This is a genomic window from Streptomyces sp. NPDC058758, assembly GCF_042746075.1.
GTDB lineage: Bacteria > Actinomycetota > Actinomycetes > Streptomycetales > Streptomycetaceae > Streptomyces.
This window is the reverse complement of the sequence record NZ_JBHYPS010000018.1, coordinates 72,975-97,129: the sequence shown is the minus strand read 5'-3', so window position 1 is coordinate 97,129 and position 24,155 is coordinate 72,975. Positions and strand designations below refer to the sequence as shown.

Sequence of the window (24,155 nt, the reverse complement as noted above, 5' to 3'; positions counted from 1 at the left end):
GGGCATCAGCCTCCCATGCGCGCGCTCAGGAGCCGCTTGCCGAGTTCGGCGCCCTTGCGGCTGTCGGCCTGGGCCTTGCGGAAGAGTTCGGCGACCTCGCCGTCGTCCTCGCGTTCCGCGTCCTGGATGTACGTCTCCAGCCGCAGGGCGTTGGCCAGGCAGCTCTCGACGTACCAGATGAGGTTGTAGTCCTTGTCCTTGGTGCCGGTGACCCCGCCGGTCTCCGTACCGCCGGCCGTTTCGTGCGTCATGGCGCCTCCTCGTGTCTTCACGACCGCGACCGGCCCGCGTTCCGAGCCGCTGTGCCGGGCCTTGGTTGGCCGGTACCCGACGTTCCGCCCCGCATGCGACCCTCCGCTCCGCCGCGGCGCGGGACCGTGCCCCGTGCCGCTTCGAAGCCGTTCGCGGGAGGGCGTCCGGGCGGCGGAGCCCCGCGTGGGGCGCCCGTGTGAGGCGGGCCCGGGCGGGTAGCCGCGCTCCGAGCCGGGTGGTACGTCCGCCCCGGCTCACGGCCTCGTCCGGGCCCGTCCCGTCCGCCGCCGGGTGCCGGGCCGCTGCGGGCGTTCGCACCGGGCGCCGGGCGGTTCGTTCCTGTGGTCGAGGCGGGTCAGTCCTTGTAGTCCGGGGCGATCCGCTCCACGAGGCGGAGCATCGCGGCCCAGGCGAGGTCGTAGGCGAGGTCGTCCTGGAAGTCGGCCGTGGCCTCGCCGGTGAGCTGACGGGCCGTGTACGCGCAGACCTCTTCCGGCGGGAGGACCAGCGGGGTCCCCGCGGCCTGGGCGGTGACCTGGATCTCGCAGGCCTTCTCCAGGTAGTACATGCGCAGGAACGCCTGCTTGGCGCTGCCGCCGACGGTGAGCAGGCCGTGGTTGCGGAGGATGAGGGCGGGGTGGGTGCCGAGGTCGTCGACGATGCGGCGCTGCTCGTCGAGGTTGAGGGCGACGCCCTCGTAGTCGTGGTAGCCGACCCGGTTGTGGAACTCCATCGACATCTGGTTGACCGGGAGCAGCCCGCCCTGCTGGGCGGCGACGGCGCAGCCCGCCCTGGTGTGGGTGTGCAGGACGCAGTGGGCGTCGGGGCGGGCCTTGTGGATGGCGCTGTGGATCACGAAACCGGCGGGGTTGACGGGGTGGGGGGTGGGTTCGACAGGGTTTCCCTCGAGGTCGATCCGCACGAGGTTGGACGCGGTGATCTCCTCGAAGAGGAGTCCGTAGGGGTTGATGAGGAAGTGGTGGTCGGGGCCCGGCAGCCGCTGGGAGATGTGGGTGAAGATCAGGTCGGTCATGCGGAAGTGGGCGACCAGCCGGTAGACGGCGGCGAGTTCGCGGCGGAGGCGGAGTTCCTCGGCGGCCGTGTCGACGGGGGCGGCGGGGGCGGTGAGGGTGTCGGTCACGCGGGGGCTCCTTGGGTGCGGGGGGTACGGGTGGGGGCGTCGGGAACGACGACGGGGGTGAGCGGGCGTCCCGTCGTCCACCAGGCGAGGACGTTGCGGGCGGGCTCGGTGGCGTAGGCGCGCAGTGAGGCGTCGCTGAGGAAGGCGCTGTGCGGGGAGAGCAGCAGTCGGGGGTGGGTGCGCAGGCGGTCGCCGGGGGTGGGGGGTTCCTCGGGGAAGACGTCGAGGGCGGCGCCCGCCAGGTGTCCGCTGTCGAGCGCCGCGAGCAGCGCCGTGGGGTCGACGAGGTCGCCCCGGGAGACGTTGACGAGCAGGGTGCCGGGACGCGTGCGGGCCAGCAGGGCGGCGTCCACCATGCCCCGGGTCCGGGCGGTGGACGGGACGTGCAGGGAGATCACGTCGGCCTGGGCGGCGAGGGCGTCCAGGTCGAGCCGTTCGACGTGCTCGGGCCACTCCTCGGCGCGCGGGTCGTGGGCCACGATCCGGCCGAAGAGCGGGGCGGCGAGGCGGGCGAGGGTGCGGGCGATGCGGCCCATGCCGACGAGGCCCAGGGTCGTCTCGCCGACGCGGCGGGGGACTTCGGCGAAGTCCGCGCTCCAGCCGCCGGAGCGCACCGTGGCGTCGGCCTGCGGCAGTCGGCGCAGCAGGCAGAGGGCGGAGGCGAGGGCGTGGACGGCGACGTCCTCGGTGGCGGCGTGCGGCAGGTGGGTGACCCACAGGCCGCGCCGGGCCGCCGCCTGGGTGTCGATCATGTCGTGGCCGGCGGACATGGTGGCCAGGAGGCGCACCCGGGGCATGCGGTCGAGGAGGGCCGCGTCGATCCGTGCGTAGCCGACGATCAGGGCGTCGGCGTCACAGGCCGCGGAGGCGATGCGGTCCGGGTCCCGGCTGCCCACCACGCGGACGTCGAACCCGCCGTCGACGAGGAGCCGGACGCCGGGTTCGGGGTCGAGTTCCTCCGTGTCGGTGATCACGACTACAGGCCGCCCCATAGAACCTCCCATGACGATTCGTTTGTCATCTCGAAGGAAACTTACGTTTCGATTGCAGATCCTGTCCAGCTCGGATGATGCGACAATCTTCTCGACGCCCCGCCGTGACGGACCCGGCCTTCGGCACCACCCGGCCGCTGATCGACAATGGGCGGGCCCGGCGCACCGGCGCCCGGGCGACCCATCGAAGCGGAGGGGCGAGGCGTGGAACTCGACGAGACCGACCTGTCGATCGTGCGGGCGCTGCAGGGTGACGGGCGGCTGACCTACGAGACGCTCGCCCAGCAGGTGGGGCTGTCGCGGCCGGCGGCCCGGACGCGGGTCCACCGCCTCCAGGAGTCCGGGGCCGTACGGGTCGCGGCGATCGTGCACCCCGCGGTCCGCGGCCTGTCGGCCTCCGCCCACCTGGCGATCGACACCCACGGCCCGGCGGCCCCGGTCGCGCGGGAGATCGCCGCACTCCCCCAGGCCCCGTTCGTGACGCTGACCAGCGGACGCCGGGCGATCATGACGGAGCTGCGCACCGCGGGCTTCGAGGAGCTGGAGCGGGCCATCGAGCACATCCGGGCGCTGCCGGCGGTGCGCACGGTGGACCCGCTGGTGGCGACCCGGCACGTGAAGGACCCGTACCTGCTCACCGGGGAGCCGACGGTGATGGTCCAGGACGCCCTGGACGAACGGATCCTCGCCGAGCTGGAGGAGGACGGGCGGCTGCCGTTCGCCGAACTGGCCGTGCGCGTCGGCCTCTCGGCCGGGGCGACCCGGGCGCGGACGCTCCGCCTGCTGGACGGGGGCGTGGCCAAGGTGGTCGCCCTGGTGCGGCCGGACGTCCTGGGCATGGGGTACCTCTGCGGCTTCTCCCTGCGCGTGGCGGGGCCGGCCGCGACGGTCGCCGAGGAGGTCGCGCGGCACGACCGCGTCTCGTTCCTCTCCACCTGCCTGGGCCGGGCCGAGCTGGTCGGGACGGTGACGGCGGAGTCGTTCGAGGCGGTGCGCGCCACGCTCGAGGAGATCCGCGCCCTGCCCGCCGTACGCGAGGTGGAGAGCTGGCTCCATCTCGAACTGGTCAAGGAGCGGTACGACACGGGCCCCCACCCCGCCTGAGCCGCCCGGGCTACCCCTCCCCGCACATCCGGGGCGATCGATACGGAAGGAGGAAGGGCGACTCACTTTCCAAAAAGTTGTTCAGGTGACCCTTGGCAGACCACTCGATCGTTCTTTATGGTTCAGCAGGCCGAACCGTCTGTCGGCCTTCTGTCCTCCCCCGGTCGAAAGCAGGCCCTGCCATGCCCACCCCTCCCCCCGCCTCCCCCGACCGCACGCTCCTCGTCACCGGCGCTCCCGTGGCCGTCCCGGGCACCCCGGTGCGCGCCGAGGCCCTGGCGGTCCGCGGCGAGCGCGTGGTCCACGTCGGCACCGTCGAGGAGGCCCGCGCGGCGCTCGGACGGGTGGACGAGGAGGTCGTCCTGGACGGCGACCTCGTCCACCCCGGCTTCGTCGACGCCCACTGCCACCCCGTCATGTACGGGCAGGCGCTGGCCTGGGTGGACCTGCGCCCCGAGCGCGTCCCCGACATCGACAGCCTGGTCGCGGTGCTGCGCGAGACCGCCCGCGACCTGCCCGCCGGGGTCCCCGTGCGCGGCTTCGGGTACGAGCACCGCCGTCTCGCCGAACAGCGGCACCCCACCTGCCACGACCTCGACCGGGTCGCCGAGGACCGCGAGGTGTACGTGATGAACGCCTCCGGTCACGGCGGTGTCGTCAACTCCCACACCCTGCGGGCCTGCGGCATCACCGCGGGCACCGACTCCCCCGAGGGCGGCAGCATCGGCCGCTTCGAGAACGGCGAGCCCGACGGACAGCTGTGGGACGCCGCCTGCGACCTGCTCACCGGCCCCGCCGGCGTGAAGATCGGCAACCACGGCCCGAACTTCCACCTCTCCGAGCCGGACGAGATCATGGCCGACCACCTGCTCCGCGCCCAGGAGGTCTTCCTCGCCGCCGGCGTCACCACCATCGGCGACGCGCAGGTCTCGCGGCGCGAGATGGAGACCTACCTGCGCGCGCACGCCGACGGCTCCCTGCGCATGCGCGTCTCCGCCTACCTGACCTCCGCGCTCCTCGACACCGCCCTCGAACTCGGCGCCGTGCGGGGCTTCGGCGACGACCGCTTCAGGATCCAGGGCGTGAAGTTCTACGCCGACGGCACCCTGGGGGGCTGGACCGCCTACTTCCCCGAGGGGTACGCCGCCGACTGCTGCCACCACGGACAGCTCTACCACTCGGTCGAGGAGTACGCCGAGATCATCCGGCGCGCGCACGCCGCGGGACTCCAGACCGCCACCCACGCCCAGTCGCCGTACGCCATCGGCATGGTGCTGGACGCGATCGAGAAGGCCCAGGCCGACCGCCCCCGTCCCGACGCGCGCCACCGCATCGAGCACTGCGGCCTGCCCACCGACGAGCAGATCACCCGCATGGGCGCGCTCGGCGTCGTCCCCGTCATGCAGCCCCAGCACCACCTGCGCACCGGCGACGGCACCCTCACCGCGGTCGGCGAACTCGGGCACCGCTACAACCCGGCCGGCCGGTGCCCCGGGGCGGGCGTCCCCGTCGTCTTCTCCTCCGACGCCCCCGTCGCCCCGCCCGCCCCGCTGGAGGCGGTCTCCGCCGCCGCGACCCGGCGGACGGTCCTCGGCACCGTCCTGGGCGACGAGACCCTGCGGCTCTCCGTGGCGGACGGCCTGCACGCGCACACCGGGGCGGCCGCCCGCGCCCTGCACCGCGAGCACGAGATCGGCGCCCTCGCGCCCGGCATGCTCGCCGACTTCGCCGTCCTCGACGCGGACCCGCTGACCGTGCCCGCCGAGGAACTGCCCGGCATCCGGGTGCGCGAGACCTGGGTCGGCGGACGGCTCGCCTGGACCGCCGCCCGCTGAGGCCACCCCGCCGGGCCCGCCTCGCACGGCCCGGACGGCCGTACCGGGCCCGGCCCCCACGACCCCCGGTGGCCGGACGCCCCGGGCTCCGGCCACCGGACGCCCCTTCCCGCCCTTCCCCTCCCCGTCCCCCTCTCTCCTTCCTGCCGGAGGTCCCCCATGACGGACCGCACCACCTCCACGAAGTCCCGGAGCCCGTACAGATCAGCCTTCGCGGCCCTGGCCGGCACCTCCATCGAGTGGTACGACTTCTACGCCTTCGCCACCGCCGCGGCGATTGTCTTCGACGACGTCTTCTTCCCCGCGGACATGCCGCCCGCGCTGAGGACCCTCTCCTCCTTCGCGACCTTCGCCGTCGGATTCCTGCTGCGCCCGCTCGGCGGCATCGTCTTCGGCCACATCGGCGACCGGGTCGGCCGCAAGAAGACCCTGGTGATCACCCTCCTGATGATGGGCACCGCCTCCTTCGCGATCGGCCTGCTCCCCACCTACGGACAGGTCGGCGTCCTCGCCCCGATCCTGCTGATCGTCCTGCGCCTCGTGCAGGGCGTCGCCATCGGCGGCGAGTGGGGCGGGGCCGTCCTGATCGCCGTGGAGAACGCGCCCGCCGGCCGGGCCACCTTCTTCGGCTCCTTCGCCCAGCTGGGTTCCTCCGTCGGCGCCCTGCTCTCCACCGGCGCGTTCAGCCTCATGAACCTCTTCGGCGACGAGGCGTTCGACAGCTGGGGCTGGCGCGTGCCGTTCCTCGCCTCCGCGGTCCTGGTCGTCATCGGCCTGGTGATCCGCACCCGGCTGGAGGACTCCCCGGTGATGGAGGACGTCCGCGCCGGACAGGGGGAGAACGACAGGCTGCCCGTGGCCGAGGTCCTGCAGAAGGACTGGCGGACCGTCCTCGTCGGCGTGTTCGCGCTGGCCACCGCCACCGGCGGCTACTACGTCGTCACCAGCTACCTGCTCGCCTACGGCACCGACACCCTCCACCTGTCCGAGTCGATGCTGCTCAACGGCCTCTCCCTGGCCGCCTTCCTGGAACTGGTCGTCACCCCCTTCCTCGCCCTCCTCGGAGACCGGATCGGCTCGCACCGGGTCGTCGTCGCGGGCCTCGGCGGCGTCGTCCTGCTCGCCGTCCCCCAGTTCCTGGTCATGGACACCGGCAGCGTCGTCCTCATCTACCTGATGATGCTGGCGATGCGGTTCGTGATGTCCGCGCTGTACGGGCCGATCGCGGCGATCCTCGCCGACGGCTTCGCCCCGCACGTCCGCTACACCGGCATCTCGCTCTCCTACCAGGTCTGCAACATGGTCTTCGGCGGCTTCGCCCCGGTCGCGGCCGTGTGGCTGTCGTCGCTGGCGGACGGGGCGTACTGGCCCCCGGCCGTCGCCCTGATGGCGGTCTCGGTCCTCGGCATCTGGTGCACCCTGCGCCTGCGGACGTACCACCTGCGCCGCCTCGCCGCCGGAGCGGCCGCCACCACCCCGGCACCGGCCGGACCGGTCACCGTCTCCGCCTGAGCGCCCGGAGGGAACGACCCCTTCCCCGTACGCCTCCGCCCCCGCCGGCCCCGCCGACGGGGGCGGAGGCATAGGGGGACCGCGCTTCAGGCCGCGGGTGGCCCCATCGGCACGCCCGCGCCCCTCGACCACCCGGACGAGGGGCGCGAGCTGCGGGTCCGCGGCGGTCGGTGGGGCACAGGCAGCGCATGAGCAGGCCGCGGCCCTCCAGGTGCGTGACCGGGCGGGTGGTGGTGCTCCGGCCGAGGGCGACGGCGTCGGCGACCTCCCCTCCCTCGATAGTTGCACACGCGGACTACGCGTACCCGACTCTTGTGCGTTTGCATTTATCCCGCGCATGCAATTATTGTTCTCCGGTGTAAGCGTCCTATGCAATCACCTGGAAGGTCTCCTCCATGCCTCTCGCGCTCTTGGCCCTGGCCATCGGGGCCTTCGGGATCGGCACCACCGAATTCGTGATCATGGGCGTGCTGCCCCAGGTCGCGGGAGACTTCGGCGTCACCATCCCCACCGCAGGCTGGCTCGTCTCCGGCTACGCCCTCGGCGTCGTCGTCGGCGCCCCGCTGCTGACCGTCCTCGGCACCAGGGTGTCCCGCAAGAAGATGCTCATGGCCCTCATGGCGCTCTTCGTCGTCGGGAACACGCTCTCCGCCCTCGCCCCGACCTTCGGCCTCATGCTGGCCGGCCGGGTCGTCGCCTCCCTCGCGCACGGCGCGTTCTTCGGCATCGGCTCCGTCGTCGCCGCCGACCTCGTCGCCCCGCAGAAGAAGGCGTCCGCGATCTCCCTGATGTTCATGGGCCTGACCGTGGCCAACATCGTCGGCGTCCCCGGCGGCACCTCCCTCGGGCAGGCCGCGGGCTGGCGCGTCACTTTCCTCGCCGTCGCCGCGCTCGGCGTCGTCGGCTTCCTCGGCGTCGCCAAGCTCGTCCCCGAGGCCGGCCGCCCGGAGTCGGTGAGCGTGCGCCGCGAGTTCGCCGCCTTCAAGAACGTGCAGGTCTGGCTCGCCATGGCGATGACCGTCCTCGGCTACGGCGGCGTGTTCGCCGCGATCACCTACATCACCCCGATGATGACCGAGGTCGCCGGCTACACCGAGGGCGCCGTGACCTGGCTGCTCGTCCTGTTCGGGATCGGCATGTTCCTCGGCAACCTGCTCGGCGGAAAGTTCGCCGACCGCGCCCTGATGCCGATGCTCTTCACCGCCCTGGCCGCCCTCACCGCCGCCCTGCTCCTGTTCACCGCGACCGCGCACGACAAGGTCCTGGCCGCGATCACCCTCTCCCTGATCGGCGCCCTCGGCTTCGCGACCGTGCCGCCCCTGCAGAAGTGGGTCCTCGACCAGGCGTCGTCCGCCCCCACCCTGGCCTCCGCCGCCAACATCGGCGCCTTCAACCTCGGCAACGCCCTCGCCGCCTGGCTCGGCGGTGTCGTGATCGCCGCGGGCTTCGGCCTCACCGCCCCGAACTGGGTCGGCGCGATCCTCTCCGGCACGGCGCTGCTGCTCGCCCTCCTCGCCGCCCACCTGGACCGCCGCACCCGCAGGGCGAGCCGCGTCGTCACCGGCTCCGCGACGGCCGAACCGGCCCCGGCGACGGTCTGACCCCACCCCCACACAGCGACAACCCCTCCACGAAGGAACCCCTCATGAGCACCACCACCGCCCCGGCCCCCGTCGCCCCGCTGAGCACGCAGGACGCCGAGACCCTGATCACCGCCGCCCGCCGCGCCGCGGACGACGCCGGAGTCACGGTCAGCGTCACCGTCCTCGACGCCGGCGGCCACCTGCTCGCCTTCCGCCGCGACGACCGGGCCGTACTCGTCTCCGGCGAGACCAGCACCCGCAAGGCGTACACCGCACTGCAGCTCAACGCCCCCACCGCCGACCTCGTCGACCTGGTCAAGCCCGACGGGCCGTTCCACTCGCTGCCCACCGCGCTCGACAAGCCTCTGCTCTTCATCGCGGGCGGCGTCCCCGTCCACCGCGACGGTCGCCTCATCGGCGCGATCGGCGTCGGCGGCGGCGCCCCCGACCAGGACCACGGCTTCGCCACCGCCGCCCTCACCGAGCTGGCCGGATCCACCCGATGAACCGAACCCCACAGGAGGTCTTCGCCGACCACGGCACCCGCCTCGGCACCGGCGACCTCGACCTCGTCAGCCGGAACTACGCCGAGGACGCCGTCCTCCTCACCCCCGAGGGCACCCTCACCGGACGCGAGGGAGTACGGCGGGGCATCGGCAAACTGCTCGCCGATCTCCCCGGCGCCGACTGGCAGCTGAACCCGGCCTTCGCCGGCGACGTGCTGTTCCTCCAGTGGACCGCCGCCACCGACACCCACGAAGTCACCGACGGCGTCGACACGTTCGTCTTCTGCGACGGACTCATCAGCGCCCAGACCGTCCGCTACACCCTCACCCCCCGCACCGCCTGAACCACGAAAGGCCCGCACACCATGGCACCCCTCAGCATCCCCACCGTCACCCTCGACAACGGCGTCGACATCCCCCAGCTCGGCTTCGGCGTCTTCCAGGTCCCCGACGAGGAGACCACCGCCGCCGTCTCCTCCGCCCTGGAGGCCGGCTACCGCTCCGTCGACACCGCCGCCGTCTACGGCAACGAGGCCGGCGTCGGCAAGGCCCTCGCGGCCTCCGGGATCGCCCGCGAGGACCTGTTCGTCACCACCAAGCTGTGGAACGCCGACCAGGGCTACGACTCCACGCTCCGCGCCTTCGACGACAGCCTCGCCAAGCTGGGCCTCGAGTACGTCGACATGTACCTGATCCACTGGCCCACCCCGGCCCGTGACCTGTACAAGGAGACCTGGAAGGCCATCGAGAAGCTCGTCGCCGACGGCCGGGTCCGGACCGCCGGCGTCTCCAACTTCCAGCCCGACCACCTGAAGCGGCTGATCGACGGCGCCGACCTCGTCCCGGCCGTCAACCAGATCGAGCTGCACCCGGGCCTCCAGCAGGCCGAACTCCGCTCCGTACACGCCGAGCTGGGCATCGCCACCGAGGCGTGGAGCCCGCTCGCCCAGGGCGCCGTCCTGGGGGACGAGCCGATCACCGCCATCGCCGACCGGCACGGCAAGTCCCCGGCCCAGATCGTCCTGCGCTGGCACCTGCAGCTCGGCAACATCGTCATCCCCAAGTCGGTGACGCCCGAGCGCATCCGGCAGAACCTCGACGTCTTCGACTTCACCCTCACCGACGACGAGATGGCCGCGATCGCCGGCCTCGACCGCGACCTGCGCACCGGCCCGCACCCGGACCGGTTCAACCAGCACTGAGATCCCTCGTGGCGCCCGACACCGTGGCCGGCATGCCGAAGGCAGTGGTGAGGCCCCGCGCCCGCGGGTGGTGTCGTGGAGGGTCTCGGCCCCGACCCTCACTGCTGAGGTGCTCCCTTTCTTCGGTGGTTTCTTCGGTGGTGGAAGTCGTGGTGGAGGTGGAGCAGGGGGCGGGGCGCGACCGGGGGCGCGCCCCCCTCAGAGCCTGCCGCGCCAGGGTCACAGGGTGAGCAGGGCGCGGCCTGCGGCCTTGGCGTCGGCGAGGGGCCTGAGGGCCAGGCGGACCAGGGCGAGCGGGTTGTCGTCGCCGGCGATGCGGTTGGCGGAGAGCTCGCCGCAGGAGGCGCACTGGTGGATGATCAGCCACTCGCCGTCGGTACGGACGGACAGACCCAGTGCGTCCATCCGGCCCCGGCAGTCGGCGTCCCGGTCGCCCGGGATCTTCCGGTCGACGTGCAGGCTGGCCAGGCAGTTGGGGCAGTGGTTGCGGTGGGCGGTCCCGGGCGCGTCCGGGGAGACGTCGAGCCGGCAGGACGCGCACCGGAAGTCGCCTGCCCGGTGGCCGCCCCGGGTGTGCAGGACGTCCTTGTGCCGCTGTGGGCGGCGCTGACGGCGGTTGTTGTTGCGTGGCATGGCGTGTTCCTTTCCTGCCGGTCGGTCAGAGGGTTCCGAACGCTTCGAGCGGGAAAGGCGGTTGGGCCAGCGGGCGGACCGCGATGCGCATCAGGACGAGCTGGTTGTCGTCCTCGCGGACCGGGCTGGAGGTGAGCTCGCCGCAGCGCACGCAGCGGTGGATGACCCTCCAGTCACCGGTGCGGAGCACGGCGATGGCGATCGGGGACATCCGGCCCTCGCAGTCGCTCGGGCCGCCTTCGACGTGGTCGAGGACGTGCCGGGAGTGCAGGCAGGACGGGCAGTGGTCGCGCGGCGCGCCGTCGGGGGCGTACGCGGACACGGTCAGGCCGCACCACGCGCAGGCGAAGGTGCCGAGGCGGAGAGTGTTGTTGCTGGTGTGGCTGGACACCGGGGTGCTCCTTGCTGGGAAGTGGTCAAAGCAGCAAGAGCAGGCCGAGTGGCCTCGTCAGAAGGCAGCCCGATGACACCGCGGAGCGGCGAATGGGCAGGTCAGAGCACCGGAGGGCACATCCGGCAGCGGCCCGGAGAGCCGGGCAGGGGAAGGCTGCGGACGGTTACGCGGTGTGGCGAGGCGCACTCGGCGCGGGCCGGGACATCAAACACCCTTTTCCAGGGCGCACAGGCCCAGAACGAATCAGAACGACGCGGTCAGGCTAACAGGACGTCTTCCAGGGCTGTCAAAGCATTATTCGGCTCTCGTAGCGGATCCGGAGGTGGTGGGACCGGCCCCGGTTCGCCGTCGACGCGCCACGGCTGCGGCCGACCCGCACCGCGCCCTGGGGACGCGGCCTTCGCGACGGCCCCGCGGCCTCGGGGGTCATTCCTCCGGGAGCTCCCGGAGGGTGGCGAAGCGGTCCTGGGAGAGCAGGACGGCGTCCGCGTGGTGGGCGGCCCAGGTTCCCATCGCGCGGATGGGGACCAGAAGTGCCGTGCCGGCCTCGGTGAGGGCGTAGTCGACGCGAGGGGGTGCCTCGGAGTATCGGCGGCGCTCCACCAGGCCGTTGCGCTCCAGCCGTCGCAGCGCGTCGTTGAGCACTTTGGGGCCGATCCCGCCGATCCGGTCCAGCAGGGCGCGCGGGCGCATCGGGCCTCCTTCTCCGAGGACGAACACCACCACGCTGTCCCACCGGTTGGCCAGCACCTCGAAGGCGACGCGGGCCTTGCAGTCCGCCGCGAACCCCTCGTCCCCCAGCTTCTCGCTTTCTCCCATGCGCCCATGGTGCCCGGCCGATGCGCACCGTGTGGTGTGCATCGGCCCTCCTAGCGTCAAGGGCACGACGTTCCACGGCACGGACACGAAGGAGAGCGGGAACATGCGCATCGGCATTCTCGGTACGGGCTCGATGGCGGCGGCCCTGGGCGGGGCCTGGACGCGGGCGGGGCACCAGGTCCTGGTGGGCGGCCGGAACGCGGCGAGCGCGGCCGCCACCGCGGCCCGGATCGGAGCCGCGGGGCACGGCGGCCTCGCCGAGGCGGCGGCCCACGGCGAGGCCGTCCTGTTCGCCCTGCCGGCGGACAGCGCGCCGGCGGTGGCCCGGGAGCTCGCCCCCCTGCTCGCCAGGCGGACGGTGCTCGACTGCACGGTGCCCATGGCACCCGGCCCGGACGGACCCTCGTTGACCACCGGGGGCGGCACGGACTCCGTGGCCGCGCGCATCGCCGCCGCCGCACCGGGCGCCGGTGTCGCCAAAGCCTTCGGCATCTGCCACGAGAGCGTCTGGACCTTGCCGCGGCCCGCGTTCGAAGGAGCGGCCCTGGCCGTGCCGTTCTGCGCCGGAACTCCCGTCGCGGCCGAGGTGACCGCACGGCTCATCACGTCGATGGGCTGCTCCCCGCTGCCCTGCGGCGGACTGTCCCGCGCGGCCCTGCTGGAGGCGACGGCCGTCCTGGCCGTCGGCGTGTGGTGGTCCGGAGGCGAGGCGCGCCACGCCTTCCCCTCACCGGCCCTGGCCCCCGGCGCGGTCGACGACGAAGCCTGACCCCGCCGCACGGTCCTGGCCCCCTGACGGACCCGCACGCGCGGGGAGCGGGCGGCGGCGCTGTCGGTGAGGTCGGCGGCCGGAGGAGTACGGGGGACGCGCGCGCTGTTCCGCCGGTGGCGGAACAGCGGCCGGTCCTGGGCAGGCGGTCACTACAGTCCCGTCCCATGACGACGATCACGACGCGGGCGGTCGCGTACCCGGCGGACGGTTTGACGATGATCGGGCACCTCGCGCTCCCGGCCGGTGCCGACCGCCGGCCCGCGGTGCTGCTCGGGCCGGAGGGCACGGGACTCAGCGACGTCGAGCGGCGCCGGGCGGACGCCCTCGCCGAGCTGGGATACGTGGCGCTGGCCTTCGACCTTCACGGCGGGCGCTACCTGGGCGACCCCGAGGAGATGCTGGCCCGTTGCATGCCGCTGCTCGCCGACCCCGACCGCATGCGCGGCATCGGCCGTGCGGCGCTCGACGTGTTGCGTACCGAGCCGCGGACCGACCCCGACCGGATCGCCGCCGTCGGCTACGGCACCGGGGGCGCCGTCGCGCTGGAACTCGGACGCGACGGGGCCGGCCTGCGCGCGATCGGGACGGTCAACGCGCTGACCACGGGGCGTCCGGGTGAGGCGGCGCGCATCCGCTGCCCGGTGTGGGCCGGGGTCGGTTCGGAGGACCCGATCATGCCGCCCGCGCAACGGGAGGCGTTCGCCGCCGAGATGCAGGCCGCGGGCGTCGACTGGCGCCTCACGGTCTACGGCGGCGCCTCGCACGCCTTCCACCACCCTCCGGTCGACCACCCCACGGTCCCCGGCGTCGGTCACCACCCGCGGCACGCGCGGCGAGCGTGGCGTGACGTCGTCGACCTGCTCGCCGAGTGCCTGCCCGTGGCGGAGGAGCCGCGGGCGTGACCCGGGCGCACGGTCGGGGCCGTTCCGCGACAGCGCTGGAGGGACGGCTTGGACGAGGGCGCCGATGCGGCATGTGGAACATCGGGCTCGCCCCGGGGGTCGCCGGGACCTATCCGGTGACGACGGGATCGATCCACGCCGCCTTGCCGTTCGGTTCGCCGCAGCTGTCCATCCTGAGGGTGACGCGGAAGGCGTCCCGGACATCGACGGTGAGGGGAAGCACCGGATCTCCGGCCTCGCGCGTCACCGTGCTGACCTCGTTGCCGTCCTTCTCGACGGTGAAGACGAACGTGTAGCCGGAGCGCGTGGTCTCGGTGACGGCCAGGCCGGTCCGCAGGGTGCTGTACTTGCGGTCCAGCTGCCAGGTGGCGACCGAGCAGGTGGTGGTGAGGGTGGCCGGGTAGGTCTTCCCCGCCACGGTGACCGGTCCGACGTCGTAGGGATAGCGGTCGGTCTCGATGGGGTGCAGGTCGCGGATCAGGGACTTCGTCTCGCCCTTCGGCGGCGCGGTGGTCCGCGTCGTCGGGGCCGGCGTCTGCGGCGGCGCTTCGGTCGGGCTCGCCGGCGCGGTGGCGCTGGGCGTCACCACGGGTCCGGGGGCGGTGGTGGGAGGGGGCCCGGCGGCAGCCGGAACCCTGGCCGTCGGCGAATGGAAGAAGACGGGAAGTCCCAGGAACCCCAGAACGACGCCCAGGACGGCGGAGACGGCGGAGATGAGCGCGGCGATCTCGCCGAGGCTCCTCCGAGGGGCCGCCGGGGCGGAAGGCGGAGCGGACGGAGGAGCGGGCTGAGGGGGCCGAGTATGTGGAGGACCGCCGGGCGTCGGCGGGTTCGGCGGCGGTTCGGGTAAGGGCGCGCTCGTGGGCTCTTCCGTCATGCTTCCCCCCGGCGGTCACGGATGTGCTGCCATGATGCCCGCCGCCCCGCGGGACGTACATCTCTTCCGGGGGATCTCTCCCGGGAGGGGGGTCACCGGTCCGGTCGGTCCCGGGCGGCTCCGTTCGTGAGGGCGGGTTCCGGCGCGGCTTCCGCGCCTCACGCCGACGGGGTCCGCGAGGGGCTCGGCGGGGTCACGGGCGGGGGCGCCCGCCGGAGCCGCCGCGCGGTGGCCGCCGGTCAGCGGGAGCCGAGGAGGACCGGGAGGAGCGCGTCCTGCCAGGCGGGCGGGACCGGGCCGTCGACGGCGATCCTGCGGGCGCCGACGAAGGAGGCCAGGCCGGTCAGGGACCGGCCGACCGCCCTGGCCACGGTCTTCGCCCGCGAGGCGGTCGGCTCGGCGTAGACGCCTTCGATCGTGAGGGTCTCCTGCCGGCGGTCGTACCGCGGGGCCACCCGGCCGATGAGCCGCTCGCCGTGCAGGATGGGCATGACGTAATAGCCGTACCGGCGGCGGGCCTTGGGGACGTAGATCTCCGAGGTGAAGTCGAACTCCCAGAGGCGCTGGGTCCGTTCGCGGTGGCAGATGAGGTTGTCGAACGGCGACAGCAGCGTGGTGCGGGCGGTCCACCGGCCGTTTTGGATGCGCTCCAGCAGCGGCAGGCGGTCGGCGTGCACGTACCAGCGTTCGCGCTCGGGCGCGTCCTGGAGGGTGACGGGTACGAAGCGGCCCCGGGCCACCAGGTCGGGCAGGAGGTCGGCGAGGCCGGGGTAGCGGGAGCGGACGAAGTGCTGCTCGATGTCCCGGCGCCTGCCGACGCCCAGCGCCCGGAGCGAGTGTTCGGCGGCGCGGGACACCACCTCCCGCTCGGGCAGCGGCTCGTGGCCGGTCCACTCGGGCAGGCACCGCTCGGCGAGGTCCCACAGCCGCCTTCTGCCGTTCCGCCCGGCGACCATGATCTCGCCGCGGGTCCACAGGAGGTCGAGCATCCGGTCGACGTTGCGTCCGGCCGACCAGCCGCCGGTGTCCCACGGGACCGCCGCCTCGGCGTCGAAGCCGTCGGTCGGCTGCGGGCCGTCCGTGCGGAGGCGGGCCAGGACCGCGTCCCGGAGCGTGCCGTTGGCCTCGCACCATTCGGCCGCCCTGCGCGCGTGGGCGGGCTGCTCGCCGGTCAGGTGGCCGCGCATCAGGGCCTGGTGCAGCGGATAGTCCTCGGTGAGGACGATGGACGCGGCGTGCGCCCAGTACTCGAAGAGCCAGCGCTCCTTCCACAGCAGGGTGTCGAGTCGCCGCCGGTCGAAGGAGCCCAGCCTGCTCCACAGCACCAGGAGGTGGCTCTGCGCGACGGCGTCGATCGGGTCGAGCTGGAGACAGCGCAGGGTGCTCAGCACCTCCCTGAGCCGCTCGTCGCCCCGCCGGGGCGCCGGTCCCTCCAGGTGCTGGCAGCTGACGGCCATGCGCCGGGCGTGTTCGATGCTCAGTTCGATGTCGCTCATGGTCGGCTCTTCATCCGGTTCGCTTCGCTTCGGTCGTCGGGGCGTGCGCACAACGCCGCGCCCCGCGGGGGCCGGGCCTCCGCCAGGGGCCCGGACGGGTGCGGCCGCCGGTCGGCGGACCCGACCGCGCCGGGCTCCGTGCCGGCGGCCGGCAGCCCGGTCCCGACGCGGAGCGGGGCCGGTCGGAACGCAGCCGGTCCGCCTTCTCCTGTGCGAAGGGACCCATGCGTGCAGCCTCACACGAGCCGGGCGGTCTTCGCCGCGGATTGCCGCATTCCGTCAGGCGGTCAGGCGGTCGAGGTCCTCGGCGATGGCGGCGACGAGGTCCTCGCGGGCGTGGTCGATGAAGAAGTGGCCGCCGGGGTGGACGGTCTGGGTGAAGGGACCCGTCGTCTCGCGGCTCCACTCGGCCATCAGGGAGGGCCGGGCGGTGGTGGGGTCGTCCTCGCCGGAGAAGGCGTGGACGGGCAGGTCCAGGGCGGGGCGCGGGGTGTAGGGGCAGGTCGCCACCGCCGTGAGGTCGGCCCGCAGCGCGGGCAGCACCAGGTCCAGCATGTCCGGTTCGCCGAGCACGTCGTCGCCCACGCCGCCGAGGTCGCGCATGTAGGCGATCAGCTCCTCGTCGGTCTCCCGCACTCCGGGCACCTCGCCCAGCACGCTCGGCCCGGCGCTCGCGCCGACGAACAGCCCGACCGGCATCGGCAGGCCGGCCGCGCGGAGGGCGTGCGCGAGGTGGAAGGAGACCTGGGCGCCGAAGCTGTAGCCGAACAGGGCGTACGGCAGGTCGAGGCGCGGGCGCAGAGCCTCGACCAGGGCGTCCACGAGGACGTCCATCCGGTCGATCGGCGGTTCCCGGAAGCGGCGTTCGCGGCCGGGCAGCATCAGCGCCTCCACCGCGATGTGCGGGGGCAGCGAGTCGGGCCAGTCGCGGAACGCGGAGGCGCTTCCTCCGGCGAAGTGCAGGCAGAACAGGCGCGTGCGGACGCCCGTGGGTCCGGGTCCGCCGGCCTGCCCGTACCGGCGGAGCCAGCGCTCCGCGCCGGTGGCGGTCACCGCTCCCACGACGCGCCTCCCGCCGTCCGGTCCGCCCGCGTCACGACGGGCAGCGAGGTGACGCCGTGGAAGAAGCTCACGTCCGGGAACCAGGAGACGCTCGCCCGGGGGTCCAGCGCGTAGTCGGGCATCCTGCGGAGGACGGCTTCCAGCATGGTGCCGAACATGGCGCGGACGGCGGCCGCGCCCACGCAGTAGTGCGCGCCGGCGCCGAAGGCGAGGTGGCCGCGGGCGTCGCGGTCGAGGACGAGGCGCGCGGGGTCGGGGAAGACCGACGGGTCGCGGTTGGCGCCCGCCCAGGAGAGGAACACCCTGTCGCCCGCTCGCACTTCGGTTCCGCCGACGTCGAGGTCCTCCGCCGCCGTGCGGACCGTCGACTGGATCGGCGAGAGCCAGCGGAGGAACTCGTCGACGGCCCCGGGAATCAGGCCCGGCTCGGTGGCCAGGCGGGCTCGCAGCCCGGGGTCTTGGGCCAGGTGCCACAGGGCGGTGGCGGTGAGGGCGGAGGTCGGGTGGATGCCGAGCAGCAGCACGTACATCATCGAGACGATCGCCTCGTCGGGCACCGGCCGGCCGTGGAGGGTGGTGGTGAGCAGCTCGGTCAGCAGTCCGCCGCCCGAGCCGTCACGGCGTTCCTCCATCTCCTCGACGATCATCATGCAGAGTTCCTGGGCGGCGTCGCGGGCCCGGTCCGGATCGTGGGGCGCGCTGAGCAGGGCGACCTCGACGAGGGCGTCCACCTCCTCCCAGCGGTCCTCCGGCAGTCCGATGTCCCGCAGCGTCAGGATGCTGGGCAGGCGCTCGGTGAGGGCGCGGACCAGGTCGCCGCCGCCCTCCCGGACGAGGTCGTCCAGGCACGCGTCGGCGAGCCGGCGGAACTCCCCTGCGCGGGCGGCGACCCTGCTCGGCGCGTAGAAGCCCGCGATCAGCTTGCGGTAGCCGAGGGACTCCGGGACGTTCATCTCCAGCGGGACGAGCCGCCCGGTCTGGCCGATGGTGGGGATGCTGGCGCCCTGGAGGGCGCCGTCGGGCCGGACGTGGCTGGTGAGGAAGCGGGGGTCGCGCGCGACCCGGACGGCCTCCCGGTGCCCGGTCACGACCCAGTGGCCCTCCCAGGCGCCGGTCCAGGAGACGGGGCACCTGTCGCGCAGGGCGTCGAGGGCCGTGAACGGGTCGCGGGCGTGGCGGGGGTCGTGGCTGTCGAAGTCGACCGGTTCGCCGTCGTCGTGGAGGAGGTCCGCCCGGTCGGTGGCGGGCGCGGGGCGCGCCCCGGCCGTCACGGGCGGGCTCCCAGGCCGCGCGCGAGGACGTCGAGCAGGGCGGGGGGCGCCTCGGTGAAGGTGTAGTGCTCGCCGTCGAGCAGTTCGTAGGTGGTGTCGCCGCAGACCGGCCAGCCGGTCATGGTGGTGTGCGGGACCTCCGTGTCGCCGGACCATCCGATGGCGGTGATCGGGCCGGGCAGTCGCGTCGGCTCGGCGACGTGGTACAGCTTGTTGGCCTCGATGTCGGCGCGCAGCACGCCGAGCGAGAGTTCGAGCAGGCTGTCCACCGGCGTGCCGCCCATCTTGATCACCAGGGTCCTGAGTTCCTGGAGGAGTTCGGCGTCGGTCATGCCGAGGAAGCGTCCGCAGGGGCCCTCGTGCGGGGCGACCTGGGAGGAGACGTAGACGCGGGCGGGCCGGGGGTGTCCGCGCTCGGTGATGCGCACGGCCGTCTCGTAGGCGCCGAGGGCCGATCCGCAGTGCCCGAACAGCCCGTAGGGGCGGTCCAGGTAGGGCAGGAGGGCGTCGGCGAGGTCGTCGGCCATCTCCTGGTAGGTGCCGTGCGGGCTCTCCCGGAGCCGGTTCTCGCGGCCCGGGAGCTGGACGGGGCAGATCTCCGTGTCGTCGACGAACTGCGGCCACAGCCGGTACATGCTGGCGCCGCAGCCGGAATAGGGGATGCAGAACAGCCGGCTCCGCGCGTCCGGACTCGGCTCGCGCAGCAGCCACTTGCCGGCGCCGCGGTTCCTGGTGCTCGTCGTCATCGGGCAGCTCCTGGTGGGGGCGGAGGGGAGGTCGGACGGGTGCCGTGCGGTCGGGCGCGGGAGTTCAGTAGGCGACGGTGCCGGGTTTGGGCCGGACGGTGGCGACGATCGGCAGGTGCTTGTAGCCGGCCACGAAGTTGGAGCGGAGCCTCTCCGGTTTCCCGGCGAGTTCGAAGTCCCGGAACCGGCTGAGGAGTTCGCCGAAGAGCAGGCGGAGCGTCACCTTGGCCACGGTGTGGCCGACGCAGTAGTGGGGGCCGATGCCGAAGGCGATGTGCCGGTTGGGCTTGCGGCGGATGTCGAAGGTGAAGGGGTCGGCGAAGACCTCCTCGTCGTGGTTGGCCGACCCGAGCCAGACCACCACGGCCTCCCCGGCCCGGATCCGCCGGCCCCGCAGCTCGGTGTCGTGGAGGGCGTAGCGCATGAAGTGGCTGGCGGGCGAGGCCCATCGCAGGGCCTCCTCGGTGCCGGTGACGGTCAGCTCCGGGTGCGCCGCCCAGTCCTCGAGGACGCCGGTGCGGGTCTGGGTGGCCATCGCGGCCAGGGCGACGTGGGGCGTGGTGACGTTGGCGCCGAGCAGCAGGCTGTAGCAGTTGGACATGATCTCGCCGAGGCTCATCCTGCGGCCGTCGAGTTCCATGCCCGTCAGGAAGCTGATCAGGTCGTCGCCGGGAGCGTCGCGGCGCTCGTGGACGATGTCCTGGAAGTAGGCGAACAGGCCCCGGTGGGCGGCCTCCAGGGTGGCCTGCGGTCCGCGGGCGAGCATGAACTCGGGGTCGTCGGGGGCGATGGACGCGGTGGTCAGGGAGGTGAGGTACGGCCAGTCGGCGGGCGGCAGGCCCATGAGGGTGCCGGTGACCGCCATGGGCATGGCGGTCATGGGCGCGGCGAAGTCGAAGACGCCTCCGTCGGCGAGGGGTTCGATCAGCCCGACGACGGTCTTCCGGATCGCCTCGCGGTGCCGCTCGACGGCCTTCATGGACAGGGCGCGCTGGAGCGGTTCGCGCATCCGGGCGTGCCGGGGCGGGTCGGTGACCGCCATCTGCTTGCCGCCGGCGGGGTCGTCGGTGCCGAGGATGGTGAGCAGGGTGCCGCGTTCGGAGGTGAAGCGGGAGTGGTCGCGCAGCACCGTGTCGGCGTCGTGGTACTTGGTCACCGACCAGAAGGCGGGCTTGTCGCCGTTCTCCTGCCGGCTGACGGGGTCGTGCCGCCGCAGGGCGCGGAAGACCGCGTGCGGGTCTCCGTCGCCGTGCAGCACCGGGTCGGTCAGGTCGGGGCGGCCCGCCGTCACGGGGCACCGGCTGGTCTGTACCGTCATCGTCTTCGCCTTCCTTGCGTGGACCGGGCGGGACGGGCCGGCGGTTTCGGCCGACCGTGTCGTACCTGCTGGGGCCCGTCCGGTCACGGACGTCGGATCGGGCCCTGGTTCCTGAGGTGTTCGGCGAGTTCGGCGATCGTGGGCTGGAGGTAGAGCACCCGTGCGGGCACGTCCACCCCGAACCGCTCCTTGAGCGTGCCCAGCAGCTCGGCCGCCAGCAGCGAGTGCCCGCCGAGGTCGAAGAAGTCGTCTTCCACGCCGATGGGTTCGACTCCGAGCACTTCGCCCCACAGGGCGGCGAGGCCGCGTTCCTCCGCGTCGCGCGGTTCGACGAAGGGGTCGCCGACGTTGCGGGGGACGCGTGTGGCGACGGGCAGCGCCCGGCGGTCGACCTTGCCGTTGGCGTTCAGCGGGAGCCGGTCCACCACGACGATGGCCCAGGGCACGGCGTAGGGCGGCAGCACCTCGCGCAGGTTCTCCCGCAGCCGGACTCCGAGGTCGGCGGTGGCGGCGGCGTCCTCGACGGCGACGTAGGCGAGCAGCCGCTTGCCTCCGGCGCCGTCGGGCTGCGCCACGACCACGGCGTCGCGCACTCCGGCCGTCCTGGACAGCTCGGACTCGACCTGGTGCGGTTCGACCCGGAAGCCCTGGATCTTGAGCTGGCGGTCCGCCCTGCCCAGGAACTCCAGCGTGCCGTCCGGCAGCCGGCGCGCCAGGTCGCCGGTGCGGTACATCCGCGCGCCCGGCACGCCGGAGAAGACGTCGGGCAGGAAGTGGCGGGCCGTGGCCGTCGCGGAGTTCACGTAGCCACGGGCCAGCCCGTCGCCGGACGCGTACAGCTCCCCCCAGCAGCCGGCCGGGACGGGCCGCAGGCCGGTGTCGAGGACGGCGACGCTGGTGCCGGTCACCGGGTGTCCGATGGGCACGGTGGCGCCGTCGGGAGGGGCGGTCGTGGTGGTCCAGCAGGTGGTGAAGGTGGTGTTCTCGGTGGGCCCGTAGCCGTTGGTGAAGACGATGCCGGGGTGGGCGCGCAGGAGTCGTTCCAGGTGCCCGGGCGAGACGGTGTCGCCGCCGGCCACCAGGTGGCGGACGCCGCCGAACGCGTCCGGCCGGTGGGCGGCCATCTGGTGGAAGAGCCCGGCGGTGAGCCACAGGACGCTGACGGCCTCCTCCTTCAGCACCTGGGCGAGGTGGTCGATCTCGAGGACGCCGTCGGGGGCGATGGCCAGGCGGCAGCCGTGCACGAGGGGGGCCCACAGTTCGAGGGTGGAGGCGTCGAAGGCGACGGGTGCGAGGAGCAGGAAGACGTCGTCCGGGCGGATGTCGATCCAGTTCGGGGCGCGGACGAGGCGGGAGACGGCGCGGTGCGGCACGCCGACGCCGCGCGGTTCTCCGGTGGTGCCGGAGGTGAAGCTGACGTAGGCCAGCGTGTCCGGATGCTGGGCGGTGTCCGTCGTCGGCGCCGTGCCCCGGTGGCCGGGCGGGCCGTCCGGGTGCCGCGGGTCGTCGGGGTCGAGGACGTGGACGCCGTCGGGCACCAGGTCCGGGGCGTGCCGGTCGGCGAGGACCAGGCGCGCGCCGGACTCGGAGATCAGCCGCGTGGTGCGGCCGGGGGCGTCCTGCGCGTCGAGGGCGAGGTAGGCCGCGCCCGCCTTCATGACGGCCAGCAGGGTGACCACGAGCGACGGTGAACGGCGCTGCAGGACCGGGACCACGTCGCCCTCGCCGATGCCCCGGGTCCGCAGGACGGCGGCCAGGGCGTCGGCCCGGGCGTCCAGGGCCCGGTAGGTCAGCGTGTCGTCGCCCTGGCCCACGGCGACGGCGTCCGGCGTCCTGGCGGCCTGGAGCCCGACCAGTTCGTGCACGCAGCGGGCCGGGGGCGCGGCGGGCGCGGCGGTCCCCCGGGTGCGGTCCCGTTCCTCGACGTCGGTGAGCCGCAGCAGGGGCACCGGGCGGTCGGGGTTCCGCGTGCCGTCGTGGGCGGCGGCCCGGAGGGCGTCGGCGAGTGCGGCGGCGAGGGCGGGGTCGGTGCCGCCCTCGGCGCTCACCCGGTAGGCCCGCCCGGGCGGGGCGGCCCCGGCCGGGTCCCGCACGAGGAGGTAGCCGTCGCGTGCGCCGGTGAACTCCGCCTCGACCGGCCCCTCCCCGTCCCCCCGTACGCCGTCCGTGCCCGGTTCCGCGGCGACCAGGGCGAGGAGGTCGCCGAAGGCGGGGGCCGTGGCGAAGTCGGCGGTGACCTCCGTGGGGTCTCCCGCCGCGTTCCGGCAGGTGAGGGTGACCGTCTCCTGCGCGGTGAACCGGTGCAGCACCGCCAGGAAGGCGGCGAGCGCCTCCGCCTCGATCACGCCGTTTCCGCCGGCTCGCCGCTCCGGCCAGGCGACGCCCGGCGGGCGGGGCACCGTCCGGGGCGTGGGTGCGAGCGCGCTATCGGGTGCGGGGGCTGCGTCGGGCGCGGGCAGAGGACCGGCGTCGGGCGCGGGGCCGGCGGCGTCGGGCGCGGGGCCGGCGGCGTCGGGCGCGGGCAGAGGACCGGCGTCGGGTGCGGTCGCGGTCAGGTCCGGGGCGGTCATCGGAGTCCTCTCACGAGTGCGTGGCGGTCGTGGCGCAGCGCCGCGGCCACTCCGTCGGCGACGTCGAGCGGGTGCCCGAGGTCCTGGAGGGCGAGCCCGAGGGCGCTCAGGGTGGTGATCACGTCGAGGGTGTCCACGTAACCGCAGTGGCCGATCCGGACGACGCGGCCCGCGAGCGGTCCGGCACCGCCGACGAGCTGGACGCCGTACTCCTCGACGAGGTGGTCGACGAGGAACCGGCTGTCGATGCCGTCCGGCACGCGCACCGCGGTGACGGCGGCGCACCGGTCGTCGTCGGGCGAGTAGAGGTCGAGGCCCATGCCCCGGACGCCCGCACGGGTCATGCGGCCGAGGCGGACGTGCCGGGCGATCACCTCGTCCATGCCCTCCTCGTGCAGTCTGCGCAGCGCGACGTCGAGCTGGCTGATGAGCGAGATGGCGGGGGTCCAGGGGGTGCCGGGGACGGTGCCCCGCATGGCGTCGCGGGCCGCGTCCCAGTCGAAGTAGAAGCGCGGCAGCGTGGCCTGCCGGTGCTGGAGCCAGGCCCGGGGGCCGATGCCGGCGAAGGCGAGGCCGGGCGGTGTCATCAGCGCCTTCTGGCAGCCGGCGACGACGACGTCGAGGCCCCATTCGTCGGCGCGCAGTTCGCAGGCTCCGACGCCCGAGGCCGTGTCGACGATGCTGACGAGGGAGCGGGTGGCCTCGCCGAAGGCGCGCAGGTCGTTGACGACGCCGGTGGAGGTCTCGCAGTGCACGGCGACGGCCGCGACCAGGCCGGGTGTGGAGGCGACGGCCTCGGCGACCCGTCCCATGTCCGCGGGCCGGCCCCACTCGCCGGCGACCTCGACCGCGTCGAGCCCGAACGCCCGGGCCATGGCGACCCAACGGGCTCCGAAAGCACCGTTGTTGACGATGAGGACGCGGTCGCCCGGCGAGAAGAGGTTCTGCAGGACGCTCTCGAAGGCCCCGGTCATGCTCGACGTGAAGAGCAGGACCTCGTTGCTGGTCCCCATGGCCTTTCGGAGCCCTTCGAGCACCCGCAGGAAGACGGCCGAGTAGCGCTCGGTGCGCTCGTCCTCGATGGGCAGGACGGCGGCCGCGGAGACCTCGGGGGGCAGGGGCGTGGGGCCCGGCACGGCGAGCCGGTACTTCTTCATGGATGTTCCTC

At 73.7% G+C, this 24,155-nt stretch carries 23 protein-coding genes; 9 read left to right on the top strand and 14 right to left on the bottom strand.

Features of this window, described 5'->3' with window-relative positions; genetic code table 11:
• Window positions 1-5 precede the first annotated feature (5 nt).
• From ACFW6A_RS21780 to ACFW6A_RS21770, 3 genes are all read right to left on the bottom strand, one after another.
• The gene (locus ACFW6A_RS21780) at window positions 6-251 is read right to left on the bottom strand and encodes a hypothetical protein (protein WP_386642123.1); all 246 of its coding nucleotides are present in this window, start codon (window positions 249-251) and stop codon (window positions 6-8) included.
• Between the two features lie 356 nt (window positions 252-607).
• On the bottom strand, window positions 608-1,393 hold the full coding sequence (locus tag ACFW6A_RS21775) for a class II aldolase/adducin family protein (protein WP_351855436.1): 786 nt from the start codon (window positions 1,391-1,393) through the stop codon (window positions 608-610).
• Complete coding sequence (locus tag ACFW6A_RS21770) at window positions 1,390-2,367, bottom strand: C-terminal binding protein (RefSeq protein WP_351855438.1); 978 nt, start codon at window positions 2,365-2,367, stop codon at window positions 1,390-1,392. Before ACFW6A_RS21770 ends, ACFW6A_RS21775 begins: the two co-directional genes overlap by 4 nt.
• Window positions 2,368-2,589: 222 nt before the next feature.
• Between ACFW6A_RS21770 and ACFW6A_RS21765 the strand changes: the two genes are divergently transcribed.
• The 7 genes from ACFW6A_RS21765 (at window position 2,590) to ACFW6A_RS21735 (ending at window position 10,127) form a co-directional block, all read left to right on the top strand.
• On the top strand, window positions 2,590-3,489 hold the full coding sequence (locus ACFW6A_RS21765; protein ID WP_351855440.1) for an Lrp/AsnC family transcriptional regulator: 900 nt from the start codon (window positions 2,590-2,592) through the stop codon (window positions 3,487-3,489).
• Between the two features lie 182 nt (window positions 3,490-3,671).
• The gene (locus ACFW6A_RS21760; RefSeq protein WP_351855442.1) at window positions 3,672-5,324 is read left to right on the top strand and encodes an amidohydrolase; all 1,653 of its coding nucleotides are present in this window, start codon (window positions 3,672-3,674) and stop codon (window positions 5,322-5,324) included.
• A gap of 159 nt (window positions 5,325-5,483) precedes the next feature.
• On the top strand, window positions 5,484-6,836 hold the full coding sequence (locus tag ACFW6A_RS21755) for an MFS transporter (RefSeq protein WP_386642117.1): 1,353 nt from the start codon (window positions 5,484-5,486) through the stop codon (window positions 6,834-6,836).
• A gap of 395 nt (window positions 6,837-7,231) precedes the next feature.
• Entirely contained in the window at window positions 7,232-8,437 is a 1,206-nt protein-coding gene (locus ACFW6A_RS21750) for an MFS transporter (RefSeq protein ID WP_351846338.1), read from the top strand.
• Between the two features lie 44 nt (window positions 8,438-8,481).
• The gene (locus ACFW6A_RS21745) at window positions 8,482-8,925 is read left to right on the top strand and encodes a heme-binding protein (RefSeq protein WP_351846335.1); all 444 of its coding nucleotides are present in this window, start codon (window positions 8,482-8,484) and stop codon (window positions 8,923-8,925) included.
• Window positions 8,922-9,269 carry a nuclear transport factor 2 family protein gene (locus ACFW6A_RS21740; RefSeq protein ID WP_386642113.1) on the top strand — a complete coding sequence of 116 codons (348 nt, stop codon included), beginning with the start codon at window positions 8,922-8,924 and terminating at the stop codon, window positions 9,267-9,269. Before ACFW6A_RS21745 ends, ACFW6A_RS21740 begins: the two co-directional genes overlap by 4 nt.
• A gap of 21 nt (window positions 9,270-9,290) precedes the next feature.
• Window positions 9,291-10,127 (top strand): aldo/keto reductase, encoded by an 837-nt coding sequence (locus ACFW6A_RS21735; protein WP_351846330.1) that lies wholly within the window; start codon window positions 9,291-9,293, stop codon window positions 10,125-10,127.
• 219 nt (window positions 10,128-10,346) lie between these two features.
• Here the strand turns inward: ACFW6A_RS21735 and ACFW6A_RS21730 are convergent, their stop codons facing one another.
• The 3 genes from ACFW6A_RS21730 to ACFW6A_RS21720 all read right to left on the bottom strand — a co-directional run bounded on the left by ACFW6A_RS21730 (window position 10,347) and on the right by ACFW6A_RS21720 (window position 11,973).
• A complete protein-coding gene (locus tag ACFW6A_RS21730; RefSeq protein ID WP_351846328.1) occupies window positions 10,347-10,760 on the bottom strand; it encodes an RNHCP domain-containing protein in 414 nt (137 codons plus the stop codon).
• Window positions 10,761-10,785: 25 nt separating this feature from the next.
• The gene (locus ACFW6A_RS21725; RefSeq protein ID WP_351846325.1) at window positions 10,786-11,151 is read right to left on the bottom strand and encodes an RNHCP domain-containing protein; all 366 of its coding nucleotides are present in this window, start codon (window positions 11,149-11,151) and stop codon (window positions 10,786-10,788) included.
• A 429-nt stretch (window positions 11,152-11,580) separates the two neighbouring features.
• Window positions 11,581-11,973, bottom strand: a complete 393-nt coding sequence (locus ACFW6A_RS21720; RefSeq protein WP_351846322.1) for a helix-turn-helix domain-containing protein — start codon at window positions 11,971-11,973, stop codon at window positions 11,581-11,583.
• A gap of 103 nt (window positions 11,974-12,076) precedes the next feature.
• Between ACFW6A_RS21720 and ACFW6A_RS21715 the strand changes: the two genes are divergently transcribed.
• Together ACFW6A_RS21715 and ACFW6A_RS21710 are read left to right on the top strand one after the other, a co-directional pair.
• Window positions 12,077-12,742 (top strand): NADPH-dependent F420 reductase, encoded by a 666-nt coding sequence (locus ACFW6A_RS21715; protein WP_386642110.1) that lies wholly within the window; start codon window positions 12,077-12,079, stop codon window positions 12,740-12,742.
• A 167-nt stretch (window positions 12,743-12,909) separates the two neighbouring features.
• Window positions 12,910-13,647, top strand: a complete 738-nt coding sequence (locus tag ACFW6A_RS21710) for a dienelactone hydrolase family protein (protein ID WP_351846317.1) — start codon at window positions 12,910-12,912, stop codon at window positions 13,645-13,647.
• Window positions 13,648-13,756: 109 nt separating this feature from the next.
• On the opposite strand, the gene ACFW6A_RS21705 is transcribed toward ACFW6A_RS21710, so the two are convergent.
• From ACFW6A_RS21705 to ACFW6A_RS21670, 8 genes are all read right to left on the bottom strand, one after another.
• Window positions 13,757-14,236 carry an NPCBM/NEW2 domain-containing protein gene (locus ACFW6A_RS21705; RefSeq protein WP_351846315.1) on the bottom strand — a complete coding sequence of 160 codons (480 nt, stop codon included), beginning with the start codon at window positions 14,234-14,236 and terminating at the stop codon, window positions 13,757-13,759.
• A gap of 527 nt (window positions 14,237-14,763) precedes the next feature.
• On the bottom strand, window positions 14,764-16,020 hold the full coding sequence (locus ACFW6A_RS21700) for a DNA glycosylase AlkZ-like family protein (RefSeq protein ID WP_351846312.1): 1,257 nt from the start codon (window positions 16,018-16,020) through the stop codon (window positions 14,764-14,766).
• A 279-nt stretch (window positions 16,021-16,299) separates the two neighbouring features.
• Window positions 16,300-17,082: a thioesterase domain-containing protein gene (locus ACFW6A_RS21695; RefSeq protein WP_351846309.1), complete on the bottom strand. Its 783-nt coding sequence runs from the start codon at window positions 17,080-17,082 to the stop codon at window positions 16,300-16,302.
• Window positions 17,070-18,353, bottom strand: a complete 1,284-nt coding sequence (locus tag ACFW6A_RS21690) for a cytochrome P450 (RefSeq protein ID WP_386642105.1) — start codon at window positions 18,351-18,353, stop codon at window positions 17,070-17,072. The genes ACFW6A_RS21695 and ACFW6A_RS21690 overlap by 13 nt, the downstream gene beginning before the upstream one ends.
• A complete protein-coding gene (locus ACFW6A_RS21685; RefSeq protein ID WP_351846303.1) occupies window positions 18,350-19,099 on the bottom strand; it encodes a thioesterase domain-containing protein in 750 nt (249 codons plus the stop codon). The genes ACFW6A_RS21690 and ACFW6A_RS21685 overlap by 4 nt, the downstream gene beginning before the upstream one ends.
• A 64-nt stretch (window positions 19,100-19,163) precedes the next feature.
• Window positions 19,164-20,417 (bottom strand): cytochrome P450, encoded by a 1,254-nt coding sequence (locus ACFW6A_RS21680; protein ID WP_386642102.1) that lies wholly within the window; start codon window positions 20,415-20,417, stop codon window positions 19,164-19,166.
• Between the two features lie 83 nt (window positions 20,418-20,500).
• Window positions 20,501-22,987 carry an amino acid adenylation domain-containing protein gene (locus tag ACFW6A_RS21675; protein WP_386642098.1) on the bottom strand — a complete coding sequence of 829 codons (2,487 nt, stop codon included), beginning with the start codon at window positions 22,985-22,987 and terminating at the stop codon, window positions 20,501-20,503.
• Window positions 22,984-24,144: an alanine--glyoxylate aminotransferase family protein gene (locus ACFW6A_RS21670; protein ID WP_351846294.1), complete on the bottom strand. Its 1,161-nt coding sequence runs from the start codon at window positions 24,142-24,144 to the stop codon at window positions 22,984-22,986. The genes ACFW6A_RS21675 and ACFW6A_RS21670 overlap by 4 nt, the downstream gene beginning before the upstream one ends.
• Between the last annotated feature and the right edge of the window lie 11 nt (window positions 24,145-24,155).